25 protein-coding genes are annotated in these 25,377 nt (G+C 59.2%); 10 read left to right on the top strand and 15 right to left on the bottom strand.

Going from position 1 to position 25,377, the window contains the following annotated elements; translation table 11 throughout:
* Window positions 1-41: 41 nt before the first annotated feature.
* The 4 genes from ACESTR_RS03430 to mtaB are packed head-to-tail and all read right to left on the bottom strand — an operon-like array spanning window position 42 to window position 5,162.
* Window positions 42-1,610 (bottom strand): SPOR domain-containing protein, encoded by a 1,569-nt coding sequence (locus ACESTR_RS03430; RefSeq protein ID WP_130062639.1) that lies wholly within the window; start codon window positions 1,608-1,610, stop codon window positions 42-44.
* Window positions 1,598-3,043, bottom strand: a complete 1,446-nt coding sequence (locus ACESTR_RS03435; protein WP_193559085.1) for a TrkH family potassium uptake protein — start codon at window positions 3,041-3,043, stop codon at window positions 1,598-1,600. Before ACESTR_RS03435 ends, ACESTR_RS03430 begins: the two co-directional genes overlap by 13 nt.
* 5 nt (window positions 3,044-3,048) lie before the next feature.
* On the bottom strand, window positions 3,049-3,828 hold the full coding sequence (locus ACESTR_RS03440; protein ID WP_009598253.1) for a hypothetical protein: 780 nt from the start codon (window positions 3,826-3,828) through the stop codon (window positions 3,049-3,051).
* Between the two features lie 35 nt (window positions 3,829-3,863).
* The gene (gene mtaB / locus ACESTR_RS03445) at window positions 3,864-5,162 is read right to left on the bottom strand and encodes a tRNA (N(6)-L-threonylcarbamoyladenosine(37)-C(2))-methylthiotransferase MtaB (protein WP_227042133.1); all 1,299 of its coding nucleotides are present in this window, start codon (window positions 5,160-5,162) and stop codon (window positions 3,864-3,866) included.
* 102 nt (window positions 5,163-5,264) lie between these two features.
* Between mtaB and ACESTR_RS03450 the strand changes: the two genes are divergently transcribed.
* Genes ACESTR_RS03450 through fmt form a run of 4 tightly spaced genes read left to right on the top strand, consistent with a single transcriptional unit; the run spans window position 5,265 to window position 9,824 of the window.
* Window positions 5,265-6,098: a metal ABC transporter permease gene (locus ACESTR_RS03450; RefSeq protein WP_237959005.1), complete on the top strand. Its 834-nt coding sequence runs from the start codon at window positions 5,265-5,267 to the stop codon at window positions 6,096-6,098.
* Window positions 6,095-7,597, top strand: coding sequence for an LptF/LptG family permease (locus ACESTR_RS03455; RefSeq protein WP_195290900.1), 1,503 nt, complete (start codon window positions 6,095-6,097; stop codon window positions 7,595-7,597). The genes ACESTR_RS03450 and ACESTR_RS03455 overlap by 4 nt, the downstream gene beginning before the upstream one ends.
* Window positions 7,572-8,795, top strand: coding sequence for a bifunctional 3,4-dihydroxy-2-butanone-4-phosphate synthase/GTP cyclohydrolase II (locus tag ACESTR_RS03460; protein ID WP_014776569.1), 1,224 nt, complete (start codon window positions 7,572-7,574; stop codon window positions 8,793-8,795). The genes ACESTR_RS03455 and ACESTR_RS03460 overlap by 26 nt, the downstream gene beginning before the upstream one ends.
* A 57-nt stretch (window positions 8,796-8,852) precedes the next feature.
* Window positions 8,853-9,824: a methionyl-tRNA formyltransferase gene (fmt, locus tag ACESTR_RS03465; RefSeq protein WP_302267405.1), complete on the top strand. Its 972-nt coding sequence runs from the start codon at window positions 8,853-8,855 to the stop codon at window positions 9,822-9,824.
* Window positions 9,825-9,886: 62 nt separating this feature from the next.
* On the opposite strand, the gene ACESTR_RS03470 is transcribed toward fmt, so the two are convergent.
* The 8 genes from ACESTR_RS03470 to serC form a co-directional block, all read right to left on the bottom strand.
* Window positions 9,887-10,591, bottom strand: a complete 705-nt coding sequence (locus ACESTR_RS03470) for a peroxiredoxin (RefSeq protein ID WP_009598154.1) — start codon at window positions 10,589-10,591, stop codon at window positions 9,887-9,889.
* 249 nt (window positions 10,592-10,840) lie between these two features.
* A complete protein-coding gene (locus ACESTR_RS03475; protein ID WP_009598297.1) occupies window positions 10,841-11,386 on the bottom strand; it encodes a 2-oxoacid:acceptor oxidoreductase family protein in 546 nt (181 codons plus the stop codon).
* A gap of 10 nt (window positions 11,387-11,396) precedes the next feature.
* A complete protein-coding gene (locus ACESTR_RS03480) occupies window positions 11,397-12,158 on the bottom strand; it encodes a thiamine pyrophosphate-dependent enzyme (RefSeq protein ID WP_009598236.1) in 762 nt (253 codons plus the stop codon).
* Between the two features lie 5 nt (window positions 12,159-12,163).
* Window positions 12,164-13,258, bottom strand: a complete 1,095-nt coding sequence (locus ACESTR_RS03485) for a 3-methyl-2-oxobutanoate dehydrogenase subunit VorB (protein WP_014776575.1) — start codon at window positions 13,256-13,258, stop codon at window positions 12,164-12,166.
* Window positions 13,259-13,261: 3 nt separating this feature from the next.
* A complete protein-coding gene (locus ACESTR_RS03490; protein ID WP_009598251.1) occupies window positions 13,262-13,489 on the bottom strand; it encodes a 4Fe-4S binding protein in 228 nt (75 codons plus the stop codon).
* 341 nt (window positions 13,490-13,830) lie between these two features.
* Entirely contained in the window at window positions 13,831-15,075 is a 1,245-nt protein-coding gene (locus tag ACESTR_RS03495; protein ID WP_195290905.1) for a DUF1015 domain-containing protein, read from the bottom strand.
* Window positions 15,076-15,099: 24 nt separating this feature from the next.
* The gene (locus ACESTR_RS03500; protein WP_014776577.1) at window positions 15,100-16,023 is read right to left on the bottom strand and encodes a 3-phosphoglycerate dehydrogenase; all 924 of its coding nucleotides are present in this window, start codon (window positions 16,021-16,023) and stop codon (window positions 15,100-15,102) included.
* A gap of 90 nt (window positions 16,024-16,113) precedes the next feature.
* Window positions 16,114-17,187 (bottom strand): 3-phosphoserine/phosphohydroxythreonine transaminase, encoded by a 1,074-nt coding sequence (serC, locus tag ACESTR_RS03505; protein ID WP_014776578.1) that lies wholly within the window; start codon window positions 17,185-17,187, stop codon window positions 16,114-16,116.
* Between the two features lie 202 nt (window positions 17,188-17,389).
* Here serC and ACESTR_RS03510 point away from each other — a divergent pair, with 202 nt between their 5' ends.
* Genes ACESTR_RS03510 through ACESTR_RS03535 form a run of 6 tightly spaced genes read left to right on the top strand, consistent with a single transcriptional unit; the run spans window position 17,390 to window position 22,261 of the window.
* Window positions 17,390-18,250, top strand: a complete 861-nt coding sequence (locus ACESTR_RS03510) for a YicC/YloC family endoribonuclease (RefSeq protein WP_014776579.1) — start codon at window positions 17,390-17,392, stop codon at window positions 18,248-18,250.
* Entirely contained in the window at window positions 18,250-18,819 is a 570-nt protein-coding gene (gene gmk, locus ACESTR_RS03515; protein ID WP_009598274.1) for a guanylate kinase, read from the top strand. Before ACESTR_RS03510 ends, gmk begins: the two co-directional genes overlap by 1 nt.
* Window positions 18,816-19,625, top strand: coding sequence for a nicotinate (nicotinamide) nucleotide adenylyltransferase (gene nadD / locus ACESTR_RS03520; RefSeq protein WP_009598231.1), 810 nt, complete (start codon window positions 18,816-18,818; stop codon window positions 19,623-19,625). The genes gmk and nadD overlap by 4 nt, the downstream gene beginning before the upstream one ends.
* Before the next feature lie 2 nt (window positions 19,626-19,627).
* Window positions 19,628-20,614 carry a D-alanine--D-alanine ligase gene (locus ACESTR_RS03525; RefSeq protein ID WP_315976127.1) on the top strand — a complete coding sequence of 329 codons (987 nt, stop codon included), beginning with the start codon at window positions 19,628-19,630 and terminating at the stop codon, window positions 20,612-20,614.
* A complete protein-coding gene (locus ACESTR_RS03530; protein ID WP_130062631.1) occupies window positions 20,611-21,183 on the top strand; it encodes a DUF3109 family protein in 573 nt (190 codons plus the stop codon). Before ACESTR_RS03525 ends, ACESTR_RS03530 begins: the two co-directional genes overlap by 4 nt.
* Window positions 21,184-21,214: 31 nt before the next feature.
* Window positions 21,215-22,261, top strand: a complete 1,047-nt coding sequence (locus tag ACESTR_RS03535; RefSeq protein ID WP_014776582.1) for a peptidoglycan DD-metalloendopeptidase family protein — start codon at window positions 21,215-21,217, stop codon at window positions 22,259-22,261.
* A 123-nt stretch (window positions 22,262-22,384) separates the two neighbouring features.
* On the opposite strand, the gene ACESTR_RS03540 is transcribed toward ACESTR_RS03535, so the two are convergent.
* From ACESTR_RS03540 to rbsK, 3 genes are read right to left on the bottom strand one after another with little or no spacing between them, the layout of a single operon-like run.
* Complete coding sequence (locus ACESTR_RS03540; protein WP_130062630.1) at window positions 22,385-23,380, bottom strand: nucleoside hydrolase; 996 nt, start codon at window positions 23,378-23,380, stop codon at window positions 22,385-22,387.
* 13 nt (window positions 23,381-23,393) lie between these two features.
* Entirely contained in the window at window positions 23,394-24,404 is a 1,011-nt protein-coding gene (locus ACESTR_RS03545; protein ID WP_009598217.1) for a GRP family sugar transporter, read from the bottom strand.
* A 10-nt stretch (window positions 24,405-24,414) separates the two neighbouring features.
* Window positions 24,415-25,365 carry a ribokinase gene (gene rbsK / locus ACESTR_RS03550; RefSeq protein WP_009598145.1) on the bottom strand — a complete coding sequence of 317 codons (951 nt, stop codon included), beginning with the start codon at window positions 25,363-25,365 and terminating at the stop codon, window positions 24,415-24,417.
* Window positions 25,366-25,377: the final 12 nt, after the last annotated feature.

Raw genomic sequence — 25,377 nt, forward strand, 5'->3', positions numbered from 1 at the left:
AAGTTGTTGAATATTGGACTAAAGATAGGAATTAAAATCAATTATTCCGCAATTTCAGCGACTTTTATTTCCAAAGCCGGGTCGGTCTGCGTCACCGCGGCCGCCACGCGGTCGGCCACGGCCTTATCGTCGAACGTCCCGACGACGAAGAGCTGCTGTCCCACGCGCGAAAGCTCGCACCCCTCGGCCGTATCCGTAATCGCCGCCTTCACCGCGTCGGAAAGCGCTTCGGAGCTGACGATCTCGACCCGGTAGGCGATATGCTGCGCTTCGGGGTCCTTCGAAAGATTGCGGTACTCGCCGTCGGTCCACACGACGATTTCGGGGCGGACGAAACCGCGGGCCTTCAGCAGCTTTTGGGCCGCTTCGGCCTCCTCCCTCGTGGCGAAACCTCCGGCGTAGTAACACCATTTCCTGTCATCGTTGACCAGATAGGAGAGCGGGTAAACGCCCCGGAAGGTCGATACGGCGCGCTTGGTATTGAACGTGCCGAGCAGGATGCGGTATATCGTCCCGTGCTCGTAGACCTTGCATTCGGGAATGGGATGCTGATAGCTGTACTTCGGCGTCGAGGAGAAGGAAACGCTGTCGTAATCGAGGAAATAACGCTCTGCGACGTCGATCCGGGGCAGCCGGAAGTCGATGCCCTCCAGCTGCGCCGTCACGCCCCGCAGCGAATCGCGCGCGGAGGTCAGCCCCAGCATATCGGCCACGGAGGTTTCATACCCGACGAGCACCTTCTTGCGCAGGAAATAGTCGGTCACGGCGTCCGAAGCGGTCTCGCCGCGCAGTTCCGAGAGCTGACGGGCGGCCTCCGAGAGCCGCTCCTCCTCGCGGGAAAGAATCGCGTCCCGCCCCAGCTTGTCCATCAGGTAGCCGTAAGCATAGCTCTTGTTGTCGAAGATGTAGTTCCATGCGTCGGAGAGCGAATCGGCCAGCACGCGGTTGAAGCCCTGCAGAGTCTTGTATTTGTCGTAAATCTCCGCCGCATCGGCTTCGGCCTGAGCCGCGGCGTAGGCTTCGGCCAGCTCGGAAATCGTGCCGTAATTGGCAAAATAGCGGTTCACGTAATCCACGGCATCGAATTCCAGCCGCTGCGCTTCGACGAGCGCGGCATAGTCGGCCTCCGGGAGCTGTTCCCGGAAATAGGGATTGCTGACCAGATTGCGCACCTTGAGCGAATCGGGAATCTCCGCCGCCGGATTTTCCGCGGCAGGCCCCGCCGGCTGCGACGCCGCGCCGTTCAGGTTGGCGAGCACCCACTCCTGCTCGATGGTGTTGATACGGTCGATCAGGCGGCCCTTGGCATTGCGGATTTCGAATATCCGGCTTTCGAGCTGCAGAATATCCTGCGAATACTGCTGGCGGCCCGCCGGGTTCTCGCGCAGCTGCCGCCGGGCGCGTTCCACGGCATTGACGATCGAATCTTCGCGCATCTGCAGCTGCGCATCCTCGCGCAGAAGCGACATATACTCCTCGTTGCTTTCGAGCCCCGCGATGCGGGCTTCGACTGAAAACTGCTGCGCGCGCAGGCTTCCGGCGCCCAGAAGCGCCGCGAACAGAAACAATATGCAAGTTTTACGAACCAACATTCCGGTTACCTCCACCATTTAATGAAAAAGAGTTGTATAAGCCCGAAAATCTCCAGACGCCCCAGAAGCATCAGCAGCGAACTGGATATCTTGAAAACGCCCGGCACGGACGAAAAATTATCCATCGACCCGACTTGGCCGAATCCGGGACCGACATTGCCGATCGAAGCCACCGAGCCGGAGAAGCTGGTCATCAGATCGACGCCGAACATCGTCCCCAGCACCGTGCCGGCGAGAATCAGCATCAGGTATGCGACGATAAATATCATGACCGAATGGAGCGCTTCGTTCTCCTGAATGACCCCGTCCAGCTTGATGCGGATGATCGCGTTGGGGTGCTGCTGCTGGCGCAGGCGCGTGCGCATCATCTTCATCGCCAGCACCAGCCGGTTGGTCTTGATGCCGCCCGCGGTGGAACCCGCGCAGGCGCACACGATCGAACCGAAAATCAGCAGGATAACCGCAAACGACGTCCATTGGTTGGAGTCGGCCGTGGCGAATCCCGTCGTCGTGACAAGCGACACGAACTGGAAAAGCGCATGATGGAACGCCGCCGAAAACGTAGGGTATATGTTGGCGGCGAAGAGACTGACGGCGATCAGCAGGCCGCCGCCCAGCAACATGATAAGATACCAGCGCGTCACCTCCGAACGGAATATGTTGTTGCGTTTGCCGGTCACCGTCGCATAGATCAGTCCGAAGTGGATACCCGCCGTAGCCATGGCGAAGATCAGGATCGTGTCGATCATCGGACTGTTGAAATAGGCGACGCTGGCGTTCTTGGTCGAGAAACCGCTCGTGGCGCACGCCGACATGGCGTGGCAGAGCGAATCGAACCAGTTCATGCCCGCCATTTTGAGCAGTACCGTCGTCAGCACCGTAAGGCCCACATAGACCACCAGCAGAATCTGCACGATGATCTGGGTCCGGTAGCGGTAATTATCCTTGGCCAAGGTCGAAAGCTCGACGCTCGACAGCGTCATCTTGTTGCGCCCCAGCGAGGGGAGGATCAGCAGGGCGAACATGACCACGCCCATACCCCCGATCCACGTCGAGGACATGCGCCAGAACTGCAGCCCCCGCGGCAGCACCTCGATATCGTTCAGGATCGTCGATCCGGTCGTCGTAAAGCCCGAAACGCTTTCGAACCAAGCGTTCACCAGACTGAACTCCCCACCCCAGATCAGGTAGGGGAACATGCCGACCAGACAGGCGACCAGCCACGAGCCGACCACGATGCAGAATCCCTCCTTGTTGGTGATCTGCTGCGTACGTTCGACGAAGATCAGCGGAAACGCCCCCAAGAGGGCCGTGAGCAGCGACGCGAGCAGCAGGGGATAGAACGCCGAATCCATGCCGCTGACAAAGGAAATCCCCGCCGACAACAGCATGAACAGCGCGATGAAAAGCATCACGACCCCGACATATCGCAAAACCACGTCTACTCGCATCGCAATCAGGATTTTGGCTGCTTGGAAACGGTTATCAGGGTCTCGATCTTCTCCTTCAGCTCCAAGACTTCGTCCTTGCAGTCGGCCTTGACGGCGAACGGCACGCGGAACGAGAGGTAGTCGCCCAGCCCCTTGTTCATCCGGATAATGGGGTTGACGCAGTAGACCGACATGAAGTAGTAGAGCATCAGCACGATGGCGATCATCACCACGAGCGAGATCAGCACCGGCGTAACGGCCCGGTAGGCGTTTTTCTTCATCTGCTCGGCACGCGGAGCCAGCGAGCTCTGCGTCGAGGTCATATAGTTCTTGATGGCAGCGGTCAGACGGCCGTAAAGGACTTCGTATTCGCTGTCATACCAGCTGCGGCCCACCGAATCGGGCGCGGCCGGATTCGCCGCGGCATGCGCCCCGAAGGCGAGGTAGTTGTCGGTCAGCAGGCGCAGCTCGGTCGTCGCGAAAGCCAGCGAGTCGAGAAACGACTTGTCGAGGGCTTCGCTCTGGGCCACGAGCAGCGTGTTCTCCAGCCGCTCCATACTCGACCGGCAAAGGCTGTCGTAGGAGTTGTCTCCGAACACCGAAAGGCGGATAAGCGCCACGTTCTGCTCATAGGCGGCGTCGAGCATCTCCTTGGCCAGCTCGATATTACGCTTGTTGGCCTTGAGGATTTCGCCCGTATCGCGGCTCAGGTGGCTCAGTTCCACGAACGAGACCATCCCCGAAAAAAACAGCAGGCAGACGATACTCAAAAAACCGATCGTCACTCTTCTGCGCATACCCGTCATACTTCTTTTGATTTTATCAATGCAAATATAGTGAATTAATCGAGAATATCACCCATCAGATCGTGAGATTCGTCCATCGCCCCGAAGCGCACCCGGCAAATGGCGTTGATGCGCGTCCGGTCGTAGGGGGCCTTCACCCGGCGGTAGCTGCCCGTATAGCCGAACATCATGCCGCCGCGCAGGGTGCTTTCGAACAGCACGGTATCCTCGGAGCCGACGGCTTTGGCGCAGAATGCGCCGTGCAGCCGCCCGCAAAGTTCTTCCAGTTCGGCGACGCGGCGCGTCGCCACCGACGGCTGCACCTTGCCGGGCATATCGATGGCAGGCGTTCCGGGACGCTCCGAAAAAGGAAATATGTGGAGAAAAGCGGGCTTGAGTTCCTCCAGAAAATCGTACGTCGTGCGGAAATCCTCCTCGGTTTCGCCGGGAAAACCGACGATGACGTCGATGCCGATGAAGGCGTCGGACATCAGGGCGCGCACGGCGGCGATGCGGTCGGCGAAACGCGCCGTGGTATAGCGGCGGCGCATCAGTCCGAGAATTTTGTCCGAACCGCTCTGGAGCGGAATATGGAAGTGATGCTGGAATTTAGGTGACGCGGCGCAAAACGCTATGATTTCGTCCGTTAGAAGATTAGGTTCGATGGACGAAATCCGGTAGCGTTCGATGCCTTCGACTTCGTTGAGCGCACGCAGCAGGTCGATGAAACGCTCGCCCGTCGTACGGCCGAAATCCCCCGTGTTGATTCCCGTGATGACAATCTCCTTCTGTCCGGCCGCAGCGATCTGGCGGGCTTCGGCGACGAGGTCCGCGATCGGCATGTTGCGGCTGCCGCCGCGGGCATAGTGGATCGTGCAGTAGGCGCACTTGTAGTCGCAGCCGTCCTGCACCTTGAGGAAAGCGCGCGTGCGGTCGCCGCTCGAAAAGGCCGCGAAGAACGAAGTGAGCGATTCGGTATCGCAGCTGTAAATCTGCGCACGGCCCTTGCCGGAGAGTTCGACCACCCGTTTATATAACATTCCTTTATCATTATTGCTCAGCACGATATCAACACCTTCGATCGCCGCTATTTCCTGCGGTTTGAGCTGCGCGTAACAGCCAGTCACGGCGATGATGGCACCGGGATTGCGGCGGTGGAGTTTGCGGATCAGGTTGCGGCATTTCTTGTCGGCGTGTTCCGTGACCGAACAGCTGTTGATGACGCATATGTCGGCCTCGGCGTCGGGTGCGACGCGCACGAAACCGCCGCGCTCGAACTCCCGCGCGAGGGTCGAGCTTTCCGAAAAGTTGAGTTTGCAGCCGAGGGTGTGGAAATTTACTCTGCGTTGTTGCATAAATTGTCGTTATTTACCGGGCGAAATTACGAAAACTGTGCGAAAAGGGAGGGCTTTTCCGAGAAAAAAGCGTAAATTTGCGCGCAATATAAGGAACGAGGCATGGAATTTTTCAGCGACCTGATTCAATACGGCTACTTGTCGAACGCGCTGGCGGCGTGTGTCCTTTCGGGCATAACGTGCGGCGTGATAGGCACCTATGTCGTATGCCGCCGGATGGTTTTCCTCGCCGGAGGCATCACGCATTCCTCGTTCGGCGGACTGGGCATCGCGTTTTACCTCGGCACCGACCCGATCGCCGGGGCGATGATCTTCGCCGTACTCTCGGCGCTGGGCATCGAATGGGCCGGCAGCAGGGGCCGCATCCGCGAAGATTCGGCCATCGGCATCATCTGGTCGGTGGGCATGGCCGTCGGCGCGCTCTTCATGAGCCTGCGGCCGGGCTACACGTCGGGCGATCTCTCCGCATACCTGTTCGGCAGCATCGTCACCGTGACACACGGCGACGTCGCGGCGCTGACCGCTCTGACGCTGTTCATCATCGCCGGAGCGCTGCTATGGCTGCGGCCGGTGATGTACGTGGCCTTCGACCGCGATTTCGCCCGCAGCCGGGGCATTCCGACCCGCGTGATCTCCTACGTGATGGCGGCGCTGATCGCCGTGACGCTCGTCCTCTCGATCCGCATCATGGGAATCGTCCTGCTGATTTCGCTGCTCACGATGCCCGTGGCCATCGTCAATTCGCTCTCGCGCTCATACCGGACCATCGCGCTCTGCGCGCCGCTGGTCGCCGTGGCGGGCAACGTCGCGGGACTCGTCGCAAGCTACAATTTCGAAGTTCCGCCCGGAGCAGCCATAATATTTACACTCACTCTTACGCTTATTGTAGTAAAACTATTACCTTTGCGTAACAAAAAAGCCGGTGCCGCCGCATGAAAACCATCCATAAACTCGTACTGAAAGCCTACTTGGGGCCGATGGTCCTCACGTTCTTCATCGTGATGTTCGTCCTGATGATGAACATCGTGTGGCGTTACATCGACGAGCTGGTGGGCAAAGGACTCAGCGCAGGCATCATCATCGAGCTGATGACCTACTTCATGGCCAACATGATCCCGCTGGGACTGCCGCTGGCCATGCTGCTGGCGGCCATCATGACCATGGGCAATCTGGGAGAGAACTACGAGCTGCTGGCCATGAAGTCGGCCGGCATGTCGCTCATACGCATCACCAAGCCGCTGATTATTCTGGTGAGCCTGATCTCCGTGGGCAGCTTCTTCATCGGCAACAACCTCGTGCCGTACGCCAACAAAAAGGTGTTCAGCATCCTATACGACATCCGCCAGCAGAAACAGAGTCTCGAATTTCAGGACGGACTGTTCTTCAACGGCATCGACAACATGTCGATCCGCGTCAGCAGGCAGGAACCCGAAACGCATCTGCTGCACGACGTGCTGATATACGACAACCGCGCGGCCAACGGCGACATGAACACCATCGTGGCCGATTCGGGATACATCCGTCTTTCGGACGACAAGAAATACCTGCTGGTGACGCTTTTCAACGGCGAGACCTACGAGCAGACCCGCAGCAGCCAGTGGTTCACCCAGAGCAAACTGCGCCACCATATCTTCGAGAAGCAGGATCAGGTGATCCCGATGGAGGGCTTCGCGATGGGCCGCACCGACGCCAACCAGTTTTCGAACAGCCAGACGAAGAATATCAACGAGCTGCAGCACGACATCGACTCGCTCGAAAAAATGGTGAACAGCGCGACGACGCGCTCGTACGAACCGCTGCTCAAGGAGCAGATTTTCTCCCGCGACAACTCGGTGCTCCCGCAGCCCGACAGTCTCCGCATCGACAAGAGCCGGTTCCGCGACATGGCGGCGATGGATTCCATCGCTACGCTGCAGATGCGGGAAAAGGAGCGCGTATGGAATCAGGCGCGCACGCTGGCCAAGAACTCCCGCAACATGTTCTCGTTCGACGAGTCGGCGGCAAAAGAGGCGCTCAACCAGCTCTACCGCAGCAAAGTCGAATGGCACAAGAAGATGTCGCTGCCGGTGTCGATCATGATCTTCTTCCTGATCGGCGCACCGCTCGGCGCCATCATCCGCAAGGGCGGACTGGGACTTCCGGTCGTCGTGTCGATCATCTTCTTCGTGATCTACTACATCATCAGTCTGTCAGGCGAGAAACTGGCCAAGGAGGGAAGCTGGGACGCCGTATACGGCATGTGGCTCTCGACGTTCATCCTCACGCCCATAGCGATCTACCTGACCTACAAGGCCACGAACGACTCGGCGCTGCTCGACACGGACTGGTACGCCGGAAAATTCAAGGCGCTCTACGAACGCATGCGACCCGCGATCAACAAATTGAAAAACGCTATAAAACTCAAACGAAATGGCAAAAAGCACGATTCTGAATAGTGTGGAAGAGGTTATCGAAGATTTCCGCAACGGCAAAATAGTGATCGTCGTCGATGACGAAGACCGCGAAAACGAAGGCGACTTCATCGTAGCGGCGGAGAAAATAACCCCCGAAATCGTGAATTTCATGCTCAAGGAGGGCCGCGGCGTACTCTGCGCACCGCTTTCGGAGGACCGCTGCGCCGAACTCGGCCTCAACATGATGGAGGAGAACAACACCTCGCTGCTGGGGACTCCCTTTACAGTGACCGTCGATCTGCTGGGCCACGACTGCACCACGGGCGTCTCGATCCACGACCGTGCGGCGACGATCCGCGCGCTGGCCGACCCGGCCACGCGGGCCACGGACTTGGGCCGTCCGGGACATATCAACCCCCTGCGCGCACGCCAGAAAGGCGTACTCCGCCGTCCGGGACATACCGAAGCAGCGATCGACCTTGCGCGGCTGGCAGGCTTGCAGCCCGCAGGCGCGCTGATCGAAATCATGAACGAAGACGGCACGATGGCCCGTCTGCCGCAGCTGATCGAGATCGCCAAGAAATTCGACCTCAAAATCATCTCGATCGCGTCGCTGATCTCATACCGGCTGAAGGAGGAATCCATCGTCGAGAAGGGCGAAACCGTGGACCTGCCGACCGCATGGGGCGATTTCCGCATCACGCCGTTCCGCCAGAAGAGCAACGGGCTGGAGCATGTGGCGCTGACCAAAGGCGAATGGACCGAGGACGAACCGGTGCTGACCCGCGTACACTCGTCATGCGCCACGGGCGACATCTTCGGCTCGTGCCGCTGCGACTGCGGCGACCAGCTGCACGAAGCGATGCGCATGATCGAAAAGGAAGGTAAGGGCGCGATCATCTACCTCCAGCAGGAGGGGCGCGGCATCGGACTCTGCAACAAAATCAAGGCATACAAGCTTCAGGACGAGGGACTGGACACCGTGGACGCCAACGTGCAGCTGGGCTTCGGCGTGGACGAGCGCGACTACGGCATCGGCGCGAGCATCATCCGCGAAATGGGCATCAAGCACATGCGGCTGATGACCAACAACCCGCTCAAAAGGGCCGGGCTGGAGGGCTACGGACTGCGGATCGACGAGATCGTGCCGGTGGTCATCGCCCCCAACGAGCACAACCTGCGCTACCTGAAGACCAAGGAGGAGCGCATGCACCACACGCTCGGACTGGACAAGAAATAACCCGGCTCAGAAGGCCCGCATTCCGCACAAGAGACGAAGCATAACATACGAAGAACAATGAATCCGAAAGAGCTGCGCATCGTATTTATGGGTACGCCCGAATTCGCCGTACCGTCGCTCCGGGCGCTGGTCGCCGGGGGCTACAACGTCGTGGCCGTGGTCACGACGCCCGACAAACCCGCCGGACGGGGCCAGAAACTGCATCAGAGCGAGGTTAAGCTGGCCGCGCTCGAACTGGGACTTCCGGTATTGCAGCCCGAAAAGCTGAAAGCACCAGAGTTCGTCGAAGCCATGCAGGCGCTGAAACCCGATCTGGGGATCGTCATCGCGTTCCGCATGCTTCCCGAAGTGATCTGGGCCATGCCGCGGCTGGGGACGTTCAACCTGCACGCCTCGCTGCTTCCGCAGTACCGCGGGGCCGCGCCGATCAACTGGGCCGTCATCAACGGCGAAACCGAGACCGGCGTCACGACGTTCCTGCTCAACCACGAAATAGACAAAGGCGCGATCATCGCGCAGGTGCGCGTGCCGATTCTTCCGAAAGACAACGTGGGCACGATGTACGACAGACTGATGCACACCGGAACGGCGCTCGTGACCGAGACCGTGGACCGCATCGCCGCAGGGGATATTCAGCCCATGGAGCAGACGGGTATCGACGAGAGCCGTCTGCATCCTGCGCCCAAGATCTTCAAGGAGGACTGCCGGATCGACTGGTCGTGGGAGGGACGGCGGATCGTGAACTTCGTGCGCGGGCTTTCGCCCTATCCGGCCGCATGGACCGAAATGCGCAAAGAGGGCGAAACGGCATCCATCACGGCGAAAATTTATGCGGCGGCGTTCGAAGCGGCGGCACACAACGAAGCGGCAGGAACCGTCGAAAGCGACGGACGCACCTTTATCCGCGTGGCATGCGCCGACGGATGGATCACCCTCGGCGAGTTGCAGATAGCCGGTAAAAAGCGGCTTCCGGTGCGCGAGCTGCTGCTCGGACTGCGGGACATCGGACAGTACCGGTTTCAGAAATAACCTCATCCGGCGATCGGCAGGAATATATCAATAAAAAAGGGGCTTGCGCAAGCCCCTTTCGATTATCCTTTGATTTCGTATCCTTTGCCGAGTTTCTTTTCGATCTCTTCCTTCGGCAGCGGGCGCGTACAGAAGAACCAGTCGTAGCACTTCACGCCTTCAGGCTGGTCGTTCATGTCCTCGCCCTTCATCGGAACGATCACCTCGTCGCCCGGACGCCAGTCGGCCGGCATCGCCACGCCGAACGCGTCGATGGCCTGCAAGCCCACCAGCACGCGCTTGATTTCGTCGAAATTGCGGCCCAGCGCCAGCGGATAATAGATCATCGCCCGCAGCACGCCCTTGGGATCGACGAAGAACACGGCGCGCACGGCAGCGGTCTGGCTTTCGCCGGGCTGGATCATGCCGTAGAGATTGGCAACCTTCATCGACACGTCGTCGATAATCGGAAATTCCACCTTTATATCCTTCATGCCCTTGTATTCGATCTTTTCGCGGATCGTGCGCAGCCACGCGATATGGCTGTTGCGGCTGTCCACCGAAAGACCGATCAGCTCGCAGTTCAGCGCCTTGAACTCCGCAGTGCGGGCGCCGAAAGTAAGCACCTCCGAGGTGCAGATAGGCGTGAAATCGGCAGGGTGGCTGAAAAGAATCACCCATTTGCCTTTGTAATCGGCCGGGAAGCTGACCTTCCCCTGCGTCGTCATCGCTTCGAATGCCGGAACGGGTTCGCCCAGACGCGGCAGTTGCTGTTCGTTCTTGTCCATAACTGAATGATTTAATGTATATGTCCGGGCACGCAAAGTTGATGCCCTGCAGACTAAACATCGGGATTACGTCTACCAATTTACTGTTTTTCGGGAGATTATCCTAATTTGCATTGCCCGTTTCGCGCTCCAGCGCGAATGTGTCTATACAAACAACGTTTTTGAATATCCGGGCGAAGGGACTGTGATCCGGACCGAAAAAAGCCGCCCGGATTTCTCCGGGCGGCTTTTCCATAAGCGTCGCTGCGGTCAGCGGATCTTCTTGATGATCTCGCCGCCGTGATGGATGGCTTTCTCGTTTTCGGGAAGCATCTTCCACGCACGTTCGGGAAGCGACTTTTTCAACCCGACCATCACATTCTCCATCTCGACCACGGGGCGCACTTTCAGATACCCGCCCAGGATCATCGTGTTGAACAGCTTGGCCTGGCCCATCTTCGCGCACTCGGCCGTGGCGTCGATCGAGTAAACCTCGATGTCGGTACGCACGGGGTGGCGCGTGATGCCGTTGGTATCGTAGATCAGCACGCCGCCCGGTTTTACCATCGGTTCGAATTTCTCCATCGACTGCTGGTTCAGGATGATCGCCGTATCGAATTCATGGGCGATAGGCGACGAAATCTTCCGGTCCGAAAGGATCACCGTCACGTTGGCCGTGCCGCCGCGCATTTCGGGACCGTAAGAGGGCATCCACGTAACTTCGAAATCCTGCATGACACCCGAATAGGCCAGTATCTTGCCCATCGAGAGGACGCCCTGTCCTCCGAATCCTGCGATAATTAAAGTCTCTTTCATATCGGTCCTCTTATTTTACGTCCTTGATATCGCCCAGCGGATAGAAAGGCAGCATGTTCTGCTCAAGCCACTCGTTCGACGCGACGGGCGAAAGTTTCCAGCCGCTGTTGCAGGTCGAAACGACCTCAACCAGCGAAAAGCCTTTGCCGGCCATCGAATTCTCGAACGCCTTGCGGATCGCCTTCTTGCACTTGCGCACGTTGGCCGGCGTATGCACGCTCTGGCGCGTGATGAAGGTAGCGCCGTCGAGGTGGGCCATCATCTCGGCGATCTTGTAGGGATAGCCGTTCAGACGCGGATCACGGCCGTAGGGGGTCGTCGCGGTCTTCATGCCCAGCAGGGTAGTCGGAGCCATCTGGCCGCCCGTCATGCCGTAGATGGCGTTGTTGATATAGACCGCCACGACATTCTCGCCGCGGGCGGCCGCATGGATCGACTCCGCGGTGCCGATGGCCGACAGGTCGCCGTCGCCCTGATAGGTGAAGACCAGATTGCCGGGATGCAGCCGTTTGACGGCCGTAGCGACGGCCAGCGCGCGTCCGTGCGCCGCTTCGATCCAGTCGATGTCGATGTAGTTGTATGCGAATACGGAGCAGCCCACGGGCGAAACACCCACGGTCTTCTCTTCGAGACCCATCTCTTCGATGACCTCCGCAATCAGTTTGTGTACCGTACCGTGACTACAGCCGGGGCAGTAGTGCATGACGTTGTCGGTAATGAGCTTCGGTTTGGCATAAACCAGATTCTCCTTTTTGATTTCAACCTCTGCCATAGTCTTTACTTTTTAATCAGTTTTTCCTTGAGTGCGGCAAGCACCTCGTCGGGGGCGAACATCATACCGCCCTGACGGCCGAAATGCTCGACGGGAGCCGCGCCGTTCACGGCCAGCCGAACGTCCTCGACCATCTGACCCGCATTCAGCTCGGCGGAGAGGAAGCCCTTCACGCCGCGCGCGGCCAGTTCGGCAAGCGGCTTCTTGGGGAAAGGATAGAGGGTGATCGGACGCAGCAGGCCGACCTTGAGTCCTTCGGCGCGCGCCATCTCGACCGTGGCCGAGCAGATGCGGGCCGACGAGCCGAACGCCACGATGACGTAATCGGCATCGTCGCAGTCGATCGCTTCGTAGCGCACCTCGTTCTCTTCGAGGGCCTTGTATTTCTCCTGAAGGCGTTTGTTGATGATCTCCATCTTCTCGGACTGCAGTTCCAGCGATGTCACGATATTGCGCTGACGGTCGGCGGGTTTGCCGTAGGTCGCCCACGACTTGCACTCGGCGGCGATCTCCTCGTCGGTCTTGCGGGGACGCTGCGGCGCGAGCACCACTTTCTCCATCATCTGTCCGATGGCGCCGTCGGCCAAAATCAGCGCCGGATTGCGGTACTTGAACGCCAGATCGAACGCGACGGCCACGTGGTCGTGCATCTCCTGCACGGAATTGGGCGCCAGCACGATCAGGTGGAAGTCGCCGTGACCGCCGCCCTTGCAGGCTTGGAAATAGTCGCCCTGCGAAGGCTGGATGGTGCCCAGCCCCGGACCGCCGCGCTGGCAGTTGATAATCAGGCAGGGCAGCTCGGCGCCCGCCAGATAGCTAAGCCCCTCGGACATCAGGCTGACGCCGGGGCTAGACGAGGAGGTCATCACCCGTTTGCCGGTCGATGCGCCGCCGTAGACCATGTTGATCGACGAGATCTCCGATTCGGCCTGCAGCACGACCATGCCCGTGGTTTCCCACGGTTTGAGTTCCATCAGCGTCTCCATCACCTCCGACTGGGGCGTGATCGGGTAGCCGAAATATCCGTCGCAACCGTAACGGATCGCCGCATGGGCGATCACTTCGTTGCCTTTCATCAGTTTTACCTCTTTCTCTGCCATAGCTTACTCGATTTTTTGACGATAAACCGTGATGACGCTGTCCGGGCAAATCACCGCGCACGAAGCGCAGCCTATGCAGGCGTCGGGATTTGCCATCCGGGCCACGGGGTAGCCCTTGCTGTTCACCTCAGCCGACATGCCCAGCACATTGCACGGACACGAAGCGACGCACACTCCGCATCCTTTGCAGCGTTCCTTATCGACAACGACTGTTCCTTTTATTTTAGCCATAAGCCGTAGTTTTGTTAAGTTCCTTACAAATATATAAAAAAATCCCGAAGATTCTAAACGAATGCAACAAATCTTATCACGAAAAACGGATAAGTGAAAGCAGTGCGGCCGGAATCCAGCATCCCGAACGCTCTGCACACAAAACATTTCGGAGGTTTTATTCCGCCTTGGGATCGGGTCCGTATTTATTTTCGCCCCTATGGCCGCCGATGCAGAACCAGACGAGGAAAAAGAGGCTCCACACGGAAAAGACCAGCATTACTGCAAGATAGCGATTCCGGCGCATCCGCAAAAAAAAGACAGCCCGAAAAGGCTGTCTTTCAATCGAACGCGGACGGCGGCTACTCCTCGAAGGAGTGGATCACCACGCCGGAGCGGAGTTTCGGCTCGAACCACGTCGTCTTCGGAGGCATGATGTTGCCCGTGTCGGCGATGTTGATGAGCTGCTGCATCGAGACGGGATAGAGGGCGAAAGCCGCCTTCATCTCGCCGCTGTCCACGCGGCGTTTCAGCTCGCCCAGACCGCGAATGCCGCCCACGAAGTCGATCCGCTTCGAAGTGCGCAGGTCTTTGATGTCCAGAATCCGGTCCAGCACCAGATTCGACAGCACCGTGACGTCCAGCACCCCGATCGGGTCGTTGTCGTCGTAAGTGCCGGGCTTGGCCGTCAGGCTGTACCAACGGCCGTCGAGGTACATCGAGAAGTTATGCAGTCCCGAAGGGCGGTACTCTTCGGCGCCCTTGTCCTCGACGGTGAAGTTTTCGGCCAGCTTTTCGAGCAGCTGGGCGGAGGTCAGACCGTTCAGGTCCTTCACCACGCGGTTGTAGTCGATGATGCGTAGCTGGCCCGCGGGGAAGGTCACGGCAAGGAAGTAGCAGTACTCCTCACGCCCCGTATGGTCGGGATTCCTGCGCTGGCACTCCTGTCCCACACGCGCCGCGGCGGCCGTGCGGTGATGGCCGTCGGCGACGTACAGCGCCGGAATATCCTTGAAAATCTCCGTAATGCGGTCGTTGGTCTTCCTGTCACGGATAACCCACAATTTGTGTCCGAAGCCGTCGGCGGCCGTAAAATCGTACTCAGGAGCGTTGTTTTCCACCACGCCGGCCACGATGGCGTCGATCTCGGCGTTGTCGGGGTAGGCGAAGAACACCGGTTCGATATTGGCTTTCTGGTTGCGGACGTGGATCATGCGGTCCTCCTCCTTGTCGGGACGCGTCAGTTCGTGCTTCTTGATCGCGCCCGAAAGGTAATCCTCGTAGTTGCAGCACATCGTCAGGCCGTACTGCGTGCGGCCGTCCATCGTCTGCGCATAGATATAATAGTACTCTTCAGGGTCCTGTTCGAGCCAGCCCTTTTCGCGCCATGCGCGGAAATTCTCGACGGCCTTGTCGTAAACCTCCTGCGAATGTTCGTCCGCAATGGGGTCGAAGTCGATTTCGGGCTTGATGATGTGCAGCAGCGAACGCTCGGTGGCTTCGGCCTTCGCCTCGGCGGAGTTCAGCACGTCATAGGGACGCGACGCGACCTCGGAAGCGTACTGTTTCGGGGGGCGTATTCCCCGGAAAGGTTTGATTCTTACCATATGTTATGATTCATATGTTATACACTATTTGTTCACCTGAAACCGGGTATTGCCGTTCTTGAAGAAGTCCACGATCTGATTCGCAGCGGCAAGGCCGGCGTTGATGTTGGCTTCGGCGGTCTCGGCGCCCATCTTCTTCGCCGTGGCGAACACCCGCCTGCCGAATTTTTCGTTCAGCTCGGACTGGATGCCGGCGGCGATGTCGGTAATGTATTTCAGGTCTTCGCGTTCGGTCAGGGCCTTCATCACTCCCTGCTCGTCGATCACTTCCTTGCGGGCGGTATTGACCAGCGTCGCGCCCTTGGGCATCGACATCAGCAGGTCGTAGCCGATCGAGCCTTTGGTCTGCTCCGTCGCGGGGATATGCAGCGAGAGGTAGTCCGAGTTCTTATACAATTCTTCGACCGAATTCACTTTTTTCACGCCGTCGGCCTCGAAAACGGCCGAATCGGTGATAAAAGGATCATAGGCGATCACGTTCATGCCCATCGCCTTGCCCTTGCGGCCCACCAGCCGGCCCACGTTGCCGTAAGCATGGATACCGAGGGTCTTGCCCTGAATCTCGGAACCCGTGCCGGGCGTGAAGCCGTTGCGGGCCATGAAAATCATCATGGCGAGCGCCAGTTCGGCCACGGCGTTGGAGTTCTGGCCCGGAGTGTTCATCACCACGATGCCGCGTGCGGTAGCCGCCGCGAGGTCCACGTTGTCGTAACCGGCACCGGCACGCACCACGATCTTGAGGTTCCGCGCCGCTTCGATGACTTCGGCCGTCACCTTGTCGCTGCGGATAATCAGCGCATCCACGTCGGCCACGGCCGAGAGCAGTTCCGATTTGTCGGTATATTTTTCGAGCAGGGCCAGTTCGTATCCGGCGCCTTCGACGATCTGACGGATGCCGTCTACGGCCTTCTTGGCAAAGGGCTTTTCCGTCGCAACCAATATTTTCATACCTGTATTTTCGATTAAATGAATAAAATCTATGTCCGACGCCGCACGTTTCCTCGGTGTAAAGGTAAAAAAATGCGCCATGGACGGATGTTATTTCGCGTGTTTGGCGGCGAACTCCTGCATGCACTCCACAAGCACCCTGACGCTCTCGACGGGCAGTGCGTTGTAGCACGAAGCGCGGAAACCGCCCACCAGCCGGTGGCCCTTGATGCCCACGATGCCGCGGCTCTTGGCGGCCTCCATGAATTCGGGAGCCAGCTCCTCGTAACCGTCGGCCATCACGAAACAGATGTTCATCAGCGAACGGTCCTCCTTGTCCACCGTGCCGCGGAAGAGCGGGTTGCGGTCGATCTCGTCGTAGAGCAGCGCGGCCTTGGCCTGATTGCGGCGGTAGATTTCGGGAACGCCGCCGATCGACTTGAGCCACTTGAGGGTCTCCTTGAGCACGTAGATCGGGAACACGGGCGGCGTATTGAACATCGAGCCGTTCTCGACATGGGTGCGGAACGAAACCATCGTCGGCAGGTCGCGCACGATCTTGTCGAGCATATCCTCGCGGATGATGGCGAACGCAACGCCCGCAGGGGCGAGGTTCTTCTGCGCGCCGCCGTAGATCATGGCGTACTTGGTCACATCGACCGGACGCGAAAGGATGTCCGACGACATGTCGGCGATCAGGGGAACGGGCGAAACGAGGTCCTCGTGGTACTCGGTGCCGTAGATCGTATTGTTGGAGGTGATATGCACGTAATCCAGATCGGAGGGGATGGCGAAACCCTTGGGAATATAGGTGAAATTGCGGTCTTCGGACGACGCCAGCAATTCCACTTCGCCGTAACGCTTGGCCTCCTTCATGGCTTTCTTCGCCCAGACGCCGGTATTCACGTAACCTGCTTTCTTACCGAGGAAGTTGGCGGGCACCTCGTAAAAGAAGGTGCTGGCGCCGCCGCCGATATAGAAAATCTTGTAGTTCTCAGGAATGTCGAGCATCTCGCGGAAAAGCGCGTCGGCTTCGGCCATCACGTCGTCGAAATCCTTGGTGCGGTGCGAAATCGAAAGCAGCGAAAGGCCCGACCCGTTGAAATCGATAATCGCTTTGGCCGCATTTTCAAGTACTTCGTCTGCAAGGATCGACGGTCCCGCGTTGAAATTGTGCTTTTTCATAATATTCTGATGTGAATTTAGGGTTTCGGAACTCCATTCTGTTAGTTTGCTAACACAAATATAAATAAAATATTCCTGAGAATACAACACTTGTGCAAAACTTGTTCAAAGAAATTTCACCCGGCGTCCCGAACACCCGGCATTTTTGAATTGTTTTTATTACTTTTGCCGAAACTTAACATCCGCCGCAATGGTAAAATCGATGACGGGCTTCGGCAAAGGCGAAGCCGCTCTGCAAAATAAAAAGATCACGGTAGAAATCCGCTCGCTCAACTCCAAACAGCTCGACCTCGGACTGCGGCTGCCGGCCGTATACCGCCAGTCGGAATACGAAATACGCAACATCATCGCCCGCACGATCCAGCGCGGCAAGGTCGATGTCTTCGTGACCGTCGAGTCGCAGGCCGTGGAGACGCCGGCGCGTATAAATAAAGAGGTGTTCCGCGAATACCTGCGCCAAATGACCGACACGCTGGCCTTCGCGGGCATCGACGCCGACTACGACGCCATCGTGCCCGTCATCATGCGTCTGCCCGAAGTGGTATCGACCGAAACGGAGAGCATATCCGACGAGGAGCATGCGGCGCTGATCGCCGCGACGGAAGCCGCCGCCGCCCGGCTCGACGCATTCCGCATGCAGGAAGGCGCCATCCTGATCGCCGACCTGCTCGGCCGCGTGGACAGGATCGAAAGCTACAAGGAAGAGGTCGTGCCTTTCGAAAAGGCCCGCACGGAGACCATCAAGGCCCGGATTCTGGACAACCTCGAAAAGCTGCAGGCCGACGTGGACCGCAACAGGCTGGAGCAGGAGATGATCTTCTACCTCGAAAAGCTCGACATCACCGAAGAGAAGGTCCGCCTTGCGAACCACTGCAGATACTTCCGCGAAGTGGCCGCGGGCGAAGAGGGCGCAGGCCGCAAACTGGGCTTCATCGCGCAGGAAATGGGCCGTGAGATCAACACCATGGGGTCGAAGGCCAACGAATCGAACATCCAGATTCTGGTAGTCAAGATGAAGGATGAGCTGGAAAAGATCAAGGAACAGGTACTGAACATATTATAATGGGCAAGGTCGTAATATTCTCCGCTCCGAGCGGTTCGGGAAAAACCACCATCGTACGCGAATTGCTGAAGCGTTTTCCGCAGTTCGAATTTTCGGTTTCGGCGACCAGCCGCGCACCCCGCGGATGCGAACGGCACGGCTGCGACTACCACTTCATGACGCACGAAGAGTTCATGCAGGCCGTGGCCGAAAACCGGTTCGTGGAGTGGGAAGAGGTTTACAAAGGCACCTGCTACGGCACGCTGCGCTCGGAAGTTGAGCGCATCTGGGCCAAAGGCAACATCATCGTTTTCGACGTGGACGTGATCGGCGGCATCAATCTCAAGCGTATCTTCGGCGGCGACGCATGCTCGATATTCGTCATGCCGCCTTCGGTCGAGGAGCTGCGCCGCAGGCTCGAAGGCCGCGGCACGGATGCCCCGGAGGTGATCGACCGCCGCGTGGCGAAGGCCGAATTCGAGCTGACGAAAGCCCCCGAATTCGATCACATCGTCGTGAACGACTCGCTCGACGAAGCCATCGCCGAGACCACCCGCATCATCGACGAATTCATAACCGGCCGGTCATGAAACGCGTAATGCTCTATTTCGGGTCGTTCAACCCCGTACACAAAGGCCATATCGCCTTGGCCGAATATGTCGTGGAGCAGGGATTGTGCGACGAAGCGGTGCTCGTCGTCTCGCCCCAAAGCCCCTACAAGCGGGCCGCCGAACTGGCGCCCGAAATGGACCGCTTCGAGATGGCGGAAAGGGCCTGCGCCGCATCGCGCCTGCCGGAGCGGATCAAACCTTCGGTGGTGGAGTTTCTGCTGCCCAAACCCTCGTACACAATCGACACGCTGCGCTATCTGACCGAGAACCACGGCGCGGAGATGGAGTTTTCGATCCTGATGGGCGCCGACCAGCTCGAACGGCTCGACGGCTGGAAGGAGTACGAAAAAATACTCGAATACCCGATATACGTCTATCCCCGCCGCGGCGAGCAGGTCGGGCGTTTCGCCGGACGCATCACCGTGCTGGAGGATGCTCCGCTGCAGGATTTCTCCTCGACGGAGGTGCGCGGACGGATCGAGCGGGGCGAGGACGTCTCGCAGATGCTCGACGCGGGAGTCGCGGAGTACATCCGCCGCAAAGGGCTTTGGAGCCCGGCGGCACGCAAGGCCGCACTGACGGCGCAGATCGCCGCGGAACCCGAAAATACGGAACTGTACACCGAGCGCGGCAAACTCCATTACCGGCTCAACGAGTGGGGCGCGGCGCTCAACGACTTCAACCGCGTGCTGCAGCTGGACGACAGCCACGCCGAAGCGCGGCAGTATGCGCAGATGGTGCAGGAAATACTGGAATTCAGATACAAAGACATATACAACCCCTGACAATGACACGTTTGAAGATTGCCCTCATGGCGGGCGGCGATTCGCCCGAACGGGAAATCGCGCTTCAGAGCGCCGCGCAGATCGAATCGGCGCTGGACCACGAAAAATACGACATTACGGTCATAGACCTCCACCACCGCGACTGGCACTACACGGCCCCCGACGGCCGCCAATGGCAGGTGGACAAGAACGACTTCTCGCTGACGGTGGAGGGCGAACGCAAGGTTTTCGACTATGCGCTGATCATCATCCACGGCACGCCCGGCGAGGACGGCAGGCTGCAGGGTTATCTGGACATGATGGGCGTTCCCTATTCGTCGTGTTCGATGACCTCTTCGGTCATCACGTTCGACAAAGTCACCACCAAGCGCACCGTGGCGGGCCGCGGCATCAACCTCGCCCGTGAAATTTTCCTCTGCAAGGGCGAGACCGCGGACCCGGACGAAGTAATCGCCGAATTCGGGCTTCCGCTTTTCATCAAGCCAAACGCCAGCGGCAGTTCGTTCGGCGTGACGAAGGTCCACACGCGCGACGAGGTGCTGCCCGCCGTCGAAGCGGCTTTCGCCCAGAGCGACGAAGTGCTGATCGAAGAGTGCATCGAAGGCCGCGAAATGGGCTGCGGCATGATGGTGGCGGGGGGCAGGGAGTATCTGTTCCCGATCACGGAGATCGTCTCCAAGAAGGACTTCTTCGACTATCAGGCCAAATACACCGAAGGGTATTCGGACGAGATAACCCCGGCGCAGATCGCACCCGAAATCGCGGAGGAGCTGCACCGCATGACACGCATCGCCTACAAGGCGTGCCGCTGTTCGGGCGTGGTGCGCGTCGATTTCATCGTCACGCCCGAAGGCAAACCCTATATGATAGAGATCAACTCCATTCCCGGCATGAGTGCGGGAAGCATCGTGCCCAAGCAGGCGAAAGCCATGGGCATGACGCTGGGGGAGATGTTCGACCTCGTTATCACCGACACCTGCCGCAAATGATCGAGATAGACGACAAAATCGTAAGCGCCGACCTGCTGCGCGAATGCTTCGCATGCGACATCGCGGCCTGCAAGGGCATCTGCTGCGTCGAAGGCAACGCCGGAGCGCCGCTCGAAGCGGAAGAGGTCGATATTCTCGAACGCGAATACGAAGCCTACAAGCCCTACATGACGCCCGAAGGCATCGAAGCCGTCGAGCGGCAGGGCTTCATGGTCGTGGACGAGGACGGGGACCTGACCACGCCGCTGGTCGACGGCGCCGAGTGCGCCTATACCTACCGGGAGAACGGCATCACGCTCTGCGCCGTGGAAAAGGCGTGGCTGGAGGGGAAGACGGCGTTCCGCAAACCGATCTCATGCCATTTATATCCGATCCGGCTCATGCGGTTTTCGAACGGCACGGTAGGGTTGAACTACCACCGATGGTCGGTGTGCGCCCCGGCGCGCGAGTGCGGACGGAAACTGGGAATCCCGGTCTACAAGGCGCTCAGGGAGCCGATCGTGCGACGCTTCGGCGAGGAATTTTACAAGGCGCTGGAAGCCGCCGAGGAACTTATCAGACAACAATAGACTGCGTATGAAAAAATACTGCCTTACATGTATGGCCGCCGTAGCGGCGCTCACGGCCGCGGCCGCCGAACCGCAGGCCGCGGAGAAAACCGATTCGCTGCACGTCGCGGCCCTGTCGCCCGAAGAGGCCGCAGCGGTGGATTCCATCGCCGCGCTGCGCCTGCGGCTGGCGCCCAAGCAGATCGAGTCGATTTTCGATACCAACGACGTCGTAGTCCTCGACACGCTCGACTCAGGCAACGACGCGGTGCAGGTGGTGCTCTACAGCAACAACACATGGAAATACGTCCGCAACCGCGAAGTGGCCAAGGACAGCACCATCTTCGAGAAATACTGGGATACGAAGACGCTCTTCCCCTACAAGGAGGTAGACATGTCGTCGATGCCCCAGTCGGTGGTCATCGACCTGATCGACTCGCTGACCGGCTATCACTGCCCGTATCAGGGTTCGGTGCATCCGCGCGGCAAGTACGGTCCGCGCCGTCGCCGCCAGCATCAGGGCGTCGATCTGCCGCTCAAGACGGGCGATCCGGTTTACGCCACGTTCTGCGGCCGGGTGCGAATCTCGGAATACAACAAGGGCGGGTACGGCAATCTGGTCATCATCCGCCACGACAACGGGCTGGAGACCTATTACGGCCATCTTTCGGAGCGCATGGTCGAGCCGAACCAGTGGGTCGAAGCGGGACAGATCATCGGTCTGGGCGGCTCGACGGGACGCTCGACGGGTCCGCATCTGCATTTCGAGACGCGCTATTACGGCCAGTCGTTCGACCCCGAACGGCTGATCGACTTCAAGAACGGCATCCTGAGCCGAGAAACGTTCCTGCTGAAGAAATCGTTCTTCAGCATCTATTCGAACGCGGGGCAGGACTTCGACGACGAGATCGCCAACGAGGAGCAGGACAAGAAAGAGGCCGCCGAAAAGGCCGCCATGAAGTATCACCGCATCAAGTCGGGCGATACGCTGGGCGCAATAGCCCGCAGATACGGCACGACGGTAAACAACATCTGCCGCATGAACAATATCAAATCGACCACGGTGCTGCGCATCGGCCGCTCGCTGCGGGTGAGGTAGGGCGGCGCACCGCATACGGGGCTCCCAAGCCCCGGACACGAAATAAGCCGGAGTCTCGGACTCCGGCTTATTTCGTCAAAAGACCGCGCCCCCAAGGAGCCGTCTCCCAGACCGCAGGGGTGTCTACCAGTACTTCGCAGGCTTCGAAGAGAGCTCCCGCACGAAGAATCGCAGCACGGCATCCTGCTGTCCGGGCGTCAGGGTGAGCACCGTATGCTTTCCGCGCGGCGTCGGCGTGAAATAGGTGTATCCCTGATCGTCCACGCAGATGATTCCCGGTTCGGACACCCCGAACATTTCGGGACGCAGGACATACAGCACCGACATCATGTCCCATGTAGGACGGTCGTAAGGCATCTTGCGGTAGGCTTTGTAGCCCTCGACCATCGGGTGCTTTCCGGCCCACGCAAAATCGGTTTCGATGCTGGCTCCGGGATAATTCACCGTCTTGCCCAGTTCGAGCGACACGACCGCGACGGGTACGGGACAGAGCGCGAAAAGCCGCTTGGCGTTGGGGATGTCGTTCACGATATTGTATTCGGCGCGGGGCTTGTCGCCGAAGCTTCCGCCCATCACCGAACAGGACTTCACCTTGCGCTTCACCAGTTCGATGCCGTCCAGCGGCGAATACCGATCGCCCCGGCTCTCCAGCAGGCGGCCGAGATTGGTCGAGAAACCGACGGAGACGACCACGACCGAGCTGTCGGGACTCTCGGCCAGCAGGCGGCGGTAAAGGGTTACGGGATCGCCGTAGTCCCGGTCCCTGCGGCTGCGGGGGAAAAGTCCCGACTCGCAGACGGCACGCGCGTAGTCGTCGCGTTTGAGCACCACGCCGTCACGGACCCTTCCGACCGGAATTTCGGGATAGCCGTACCACGTATTCATCATATCTATATAGCGGGGCGAAAACTCGGTATCCTTGCTGCTGAGAATGCCGAGCAGGGTGATTTCACCCCGGTCCACCGCCTTGTAAAGCATATCGAGCGCCAGCGGATCGTCCACGTCGTTGCCCATGTCGGTATCGAAAATCACCCGCAGGGGTGCGGCGGGCGTCTGCTGCGCCCGGACCGCCGGCGTACAGAGGGCGGCAAGCGCCGCCAGAATCAAAAGTTTCTTCATCGTTTCAGGTTATTCAGTTGCCTCCGGAGAGAATGATACATGCCAGACCGAGAATAAAGAAGAGGAACATGACCGCCAGCAGCCAGCCCACCGAGCGGCCCGCGCCCCGGAACTCCTTCCAGACGAAAACGCCCCAGACGGCGGCGACCATCGGCGCGCCCTGTCCCAGCGCATAGGAAATGGCGGCCCCGGCCTTACCCGCCGCAATGTAGCTGAACGCCGTACCCAGACACCAGACCGCGCCGCCCAGCATCCCGACCAAATGGGTGCGGGCCGAGCCTTTGAAATAGGCGTCGTAACCGACCGGCGTACCGACGAAGGGCCGTTTCATGACGAGCGTGTTGAAGACGAAGTTGCTCAGCAGGACGCCCACCGAGAAGATGAAGATCGCCGAATAGGGCGTCAGCATGCCGGGGGTGGGGGATTCGAAGTTGTCGAGGTCCATTGCCGCGGCCACGAAGCGGTAGAAGAACGACATCAGGACGCCGGCCAGCACCGCCAGCAGAATGCCTTTGCGGTTTTGCGCCGAGGAACCCGGCTCCTTCCGGACCCGTCCCGAAGCGATTCCGTTGCAGACGATGGCGATGACGATCAGCGCCACGCCGAGGAACAGAATGACGGGGTCGCCCTTCGGCGCTCCCATGTAATTGATGACCACGCCCAGCACCAACGCCAGACCCACGCCCAGCGGAAAGGCGACGGCCAGTCCGGCCAGCGACACGGAGGCGGAAAGCAGGATGTTCGAGGCGTTGAAGATGACGCCGCCGAGCAGTACGCTGCCGAGGGCCTTGGGCGCAGCCTGCGCGAGATCTTCGAGGAAGGGACGGCCTTCGCTGCCGATGCTGCCCAGCGTAAAGCAGAGGATCAGCGAAAAAAGGAGCATGCCGACGACATAGTCCCAGTAGAAGAGTTCATAACGCCATGTCCTGCCTGCCAGTTTCTGAGTGTTGCCCCACGAGCCCCAGCACAACATCGTGACAATGCAGAGTATCACGGCGGTCGCATAATCGTTTACTACAAACATATTCGAAGTTTTAAAGGGTTGTCATTCGGTCGGCGGATCGGCCGTTATTCGCAAAACGGGCGTCGTCCACTTCGCGGCGCGTCGGAATCGAGCTTTGCGCCCCGATGCGGGTCACCGAGAGGGCGGCGGCGTGCGTTGCAAAGCGCGCAGCGTCCAAGAGCGGCAAGCCTTCCGCCAGCGCCACGGTCAGCGCCCCGTTGAAAACGTCGCCCGCCGCGGTCGTATCGACTGCCGAAACACGGCATGCGGGCACCACCGTGCAAATATCGGCATTTTTCACGAGCGCGCCGCGCGAACCGCAGGTGACGATCACGTTCTTCACCCCCTTGTTCAACAGCGTCTCCGCTGCGGCTGCCGCATCCGTCCCGTTCAGTACGGGACGTCCCGTAAGCAGGGCGCACTCCGACTCGTTGGGCGTAAGGAGGTAGACGTATTTCAGGTACTTTTCGTCGATCTGCGCCGCAGGCGCCGGATTGAGAATCACCCTCACGCCCAATTCGGCGGCGGTCTGTATCGCGTATTCCACGGTTTCGAGCGGTATTTCGAGCTGGATCAGCAGATAGCCTGCCTTCGCCAGTTCGGGCCGGACGTCGTCGATATCCTTTCTGGAAAGCCGCGCGTTCGCTCCGGGAGCCACGACGATGCAGTTTTCGGCCGAATTATCGACCGTGATGAGCGCCACGCCCGTAGGGGCCTGAGAATCGCGGACGACATGCGAAGTATCCATCTTTTCCGCGGTGTAGCGGGCCATCAGTTCATCTCCGAAAAGGTCGGTCCCGATACGCGCCACGAAAAGGGCGTCGCCGCCCAGCCGCGCGACGGCGACGGCCTGATTGGCACCTTTGCCGCCGGAAACGATCCGGAATTCGCCGCCGAGAACGGTCTCGCCGGGCGACGGAATCCGGTCGGCCCGGACGATCAGGTCGGTATTGGCGCTGCCGACAATCACAATTTTTTCCATAGGTTATAATTT

The organism is Alistipes sp. DJF_B185, assembly GCF_964250025.1.
GTDB lineage: Bacteria > Bacteroidota > Bacteroidia > Bacteroidales > Rikenellaceae > Alistipes > Alistipes finegoldii.

Bases quoted from the DNA above. Each gene is read 5' to 3' on its own strand.
- ACESTR_RS03430 (WP_130062639.1), bottom strand. From the start codon at position 1,610: ATGGTGGAGGTAACCGGAATGTTGGTTCGTAAAACTTGCATATTGTTT.
- ACESTR_RS03450 (WP_237959005.1), top strand. From the start codon at position 5,265: ATGGAATTTTTCAGCGACCTGATTCAATACGGCTACTTGTCGAACGCG.
- ACESTR_RS03535 (WP_014776582.1), top strand. From the start codon at position 21,215: ATGGCCGCCGTAGCGGCGCTCACGGCCGCGGCCGCCGAACCGCAGGCC.
- ACESTR_RS03495 (WP_195290905.1), bottom strand. From the start codon at position 15,075: ATGGTAAGAATCAAACCTTTCCGGGGAATACGCCCCCCGAAACAGTAC.
- ACESTR_RS03460 (WP_014776569.1), top strand. From the start codon at position 7,572: ATGGCAAAAAGCACGATTCTGAATAGTGTGGAAGAGGTTATCGAAGAT.
- nadD (WP_009598231.1), top strand. From the start codon at position 18,816: ATGAAACGCGTAATGCTCTATTTCGGGTCGTTCAACCCCGTACACAAA.
- ACESTR_RS03470 (WP_009598154.1), bottom strand. From the start codon at position 10,591: ATGGACAAGAACGAACAGCAACTGCCGCGTCTGGGCGAACCCGTTCCG.
- rbsK (WP_009598145.1), bottom strand. From the start codon at position 25,365: ATGGAAAAAATTGTGATTGTCGGCAGCGCCAATACCGACCTGATCGTC.
- ACESTR_RS03475 (WP_009598297.1), bottom strand. From the start codon at position 11,386: ATGAAAGAGACTTTAATTATCGCAGGATTCGGAGGACAGGGCGTCCTC.
- ACESTR_RS03530 (WP_130062631.1), top strand. From the start codon at position 20,611: ATGATCGAGATAGACGACAAAATCGTAAGCGCCGACCTGCTGCGCGAA.
- fmt (WP_302267405.1), top strand. From the start codon at position 8,853: ATGAATCCGAAAGAGCTGCGCATCGTATTTATGGGTACGCCCGAATTC.
- ACESTR_RS03525 (WP_315976127.1), top strand. From the start codon at position 19,628: ATGACACGTTTGAAGATTGCCCTCATGGCGGGCGGCGATTCGCCCGAA.
- ACESTR_RS03500 (WP_014776577.1), bottom strand. From the start codon at position 16,023: ATGAAAATATTGGTTGCGACGGAAAAGCCCTTTGCCAAGAAGGCCGTA.
- serC (WP_014776578.1), bottom strand. From the start codon at position 17,187: ATGAAAAAGCACAATTTCAACGCGGGACCGTCGATCCTTGCAGACGAA.
- ACESTR_RS03455 (WP_195290900.1), top strand. From the start codon at position 6,095: ATGAAAACCATCCATAAACTCGTACTGAAAGCCTACTTGGGGCCGATG.
- ACESTR_RS03540 (WP_130062630.1), bottom strand. From the start codon at position 23,380: ATGAAGAAACTTTTGATTCTGGCGGCGCTTGCCGCCCTCTGTACGCCG.
- mtaB (WP_227042133.1), bottom strand. From the start codon at position 5,162: ATGCAACAACGCAGAGTAAATTTCCACACCCTCGGCTGCAAACTCAAC.
- ACESTR_RS03510 (WP_014776579.1), top strand. From the start codon at position 17,390: ATGACGGGCTTCGGCAAAGGCGAAGCCGCTCTGCAAAATAAAAAGATC.
- ACESTR_RS03480 (WP_009598236.1), bottom strand. From the start codon at position 12,158: ATGGCAGAGGTTGAAATCAAAAAGGAGAATCTGGTTTATGCCAAACCG.
- ACESTR_RS03545 (WP_009598217.1), bottom strand. From the start codon at position 24,404: ATGTTTGTAGTAAACGATTATGCGACCGCCGTGATACTCTGCATTGTC.
- gmk (WP_009598274.1), top strand. From the start codon at position 18,250: ATGGGCAAGGTCGTAATATTCTCCGCTCCGAGCGGTTCGGGAAAAACC.
- ACESTR_RS03435 (WP_193559085.1), bottom strand. From the start codon at position 3,043: ATGCGAGTAGACGTGGTTTTGCGATATGTCGGGGTCGTGATGCTTTTC.
- ACESTR_RS03485 (WP_014776575.1), bottom strand. From the start codon at position 13,258: ATGGCAGAGAAAGAGGTAAAACTGATGAAAGGCAACGAAGTGATCGCC.
- ACESTR_RS03440 (WP_009598253.1), bottom strand. From the start codon at position 3,828: ATGACGGGTATGCGCAGAAGAGTGACGATCGGTTTTTTGAGTATCGTC.
- ACESTR_RS03490 (WP_009598251.1), bottom strand. From the start codon at position 13,489: ATGGCTAAAATAAAAGGAACAGTCGTTGTCGATAAGGAACGCTGCAAA.